We start from the raw sequence: 1,640 nt of genomic DNA on the forward strand, positions 1-1,640 counted from the left end.
CGTCCAAGGAGCCCGGGTGTGGCTGGAGATCCTGCGAGAACAACACCCGGACGCCTACAAGACCCTGCTCACCGAGCTGGGACCCCCCTAGCCCCGATACGGAAGCCACCCCGCCGGCCCCGCTCCCTCGCCCGCAGGGCAGGGAGCGGGGCCGTGCCGGTTCCTGCGGACGGGTGGCGGAGCCGGTACGTGGCGGCCGCACGACTCGAGTCCGCCGCCGAGCCCGACTGTGGTGCGCATCACATCGGAGCCGTGTCACGTTCGGGTCGCCTGCTCCCATCTGGTGGGTGTCAGCAGGCGAGCCGAGGAGGACGGGACGATGAGCACACAGCGCGAGACCGGCACGGTGACCGCGCACCACGTGGTGATCCTGGGGGCGGGGTACGCGGGCATGGCCGCGGCCGTCCAGCTCGCGGCCCGGGTACAGCGGCGCGAAGGGGTGCGGGTGACCCTGGTGAACGCGCAGGAGCGGTTCACCGAGCGCATGCGGCTCCACGCGACGGCGACCGGGCAGCGGACCGCCGAGCTGAGCATCCCCGAGCTGCTGGAGGGCACGGGCGCGCGGTTCGTGCGCGGCTGGGTGACGGCGGTGGACGCGGACGCGAAGAGCGTACGGATCGACGACGACCGGGTGCTGTCCTACGACACGCTGGTGTACGGGCTGGGCGGCGTCGCCGACACCTCGGCGGTGCCGGGGGCCGAGGACCACGCGTACACCCTGAGCAGCGTCCAGGACGCCGAGTTGCTGGCCGACCGGCTGGCGCGGCTCGACGGCGGCACGGTGGTGGTCGCGGGCAGCGGGCTGACCGGCATCGAGTCGGCCGCGGAGATCGCCGAGCGGTACCCGCGGCTGAGCGTGGTGCTGCTGGGCAGGCAGGAGCCCGGTGCGGCCATGAACCCGAAGGCCAAGGCGTATCTGCACGCCGCGCTCGCCCGCCTCGGCGTCCGGGTGCGCGCCGGCGTCGAGGTGGTGAAGGTGCTGCCCGACGCGGTGGAACTGGCGGGCGGGGAGAGCATCGCCGCCGACGCGGTCCTGTGGACGAGCGGCACGCGGGTCTCGCCGCTGGCGGCCGCCGCCGGACTGACCGTCGACGAGCGCGGACGCGTCGTCACCGACACGGCGCTGCGGTCGGTGTCCCACCCCGAGGTGTACGCGGTCGGCGACGCGGCCGCCGTCCGCCAGGGGTACGGCGTCATGCACGGCACCTGCCAGGGCGGCATGCCGACCGGGGTGCACGCCGCGCTGTCGATCGACCGGGTGCTGAGGGGCAAGCAGCCCAAGCCGTTCCGCTTCGGCTACTACCACACACCGGTGAGCCTGGGACGGCACGACGCTGTGGTGCAGTTCACCCGGCCCGACGACAGCCCCCGGCGGATCTGCCTGACGGGTCGCACGGCCGTCCGGTACAAGGAGACGGTGACCGCCTCGCCCTGGCCGACCTACGGACGTATGAAGAAGATGCCCGCCTCGGGCGCGTTCTGGCCCCGCGGGGGCCGCTTCACCCGGATCCGGGGGACCAAGTGACCGACCTGTCCACCCATCCCGACCAGCAGGTCTTCCACGAGCACCGGCGACTGCTGTTCTCCGTGGCCTACCGCGTCCTCGGCAGTGCGGCCGACGCCGAGGACGCGGTCCAGGA

Annotated in this window: 2 protein-coding genes; both read left to right on the plus strand. The window is 73.5% G+C overall.

Annotation, left to right across the window (positions count from 1 at the left end; translation table 11 throughout):
• Positions 1–319 precede the first annotated feature (319 nt).
• The gene (locus ACIRFH_RS36605; protein WP_403530921.1) at positions 320–1,525 is read left to right on the plus strand and encodes an NAD(P)/FAD-dependent oxidoreductase; all 1,206 of its coding nucleotides are present in this window, start codon (positions 320–322) and stop codon (positions 1,523–1,525) included.
• Positions 1,522–1,640: sigma factor (locus tag ACIRFH_RS36610; RefSeq protein WP_403530923.1), on the plus strand; the 119-nt coding region annotated here is incomplete at its 3' end. The genes ACIRFH_RS36605 and ACIRFH_RS36610, both read left to right, overlap by 4 nt.

The sequence above is a fragment of the Streptomyces sp. NPDC093586 genome (genome assembly GCF_044764905.1).
Lineage (GTDB): Bacteria > Actinomycetota > Actinomycetes > Streptomycetales > Streptomycetaceae > Streptomyces.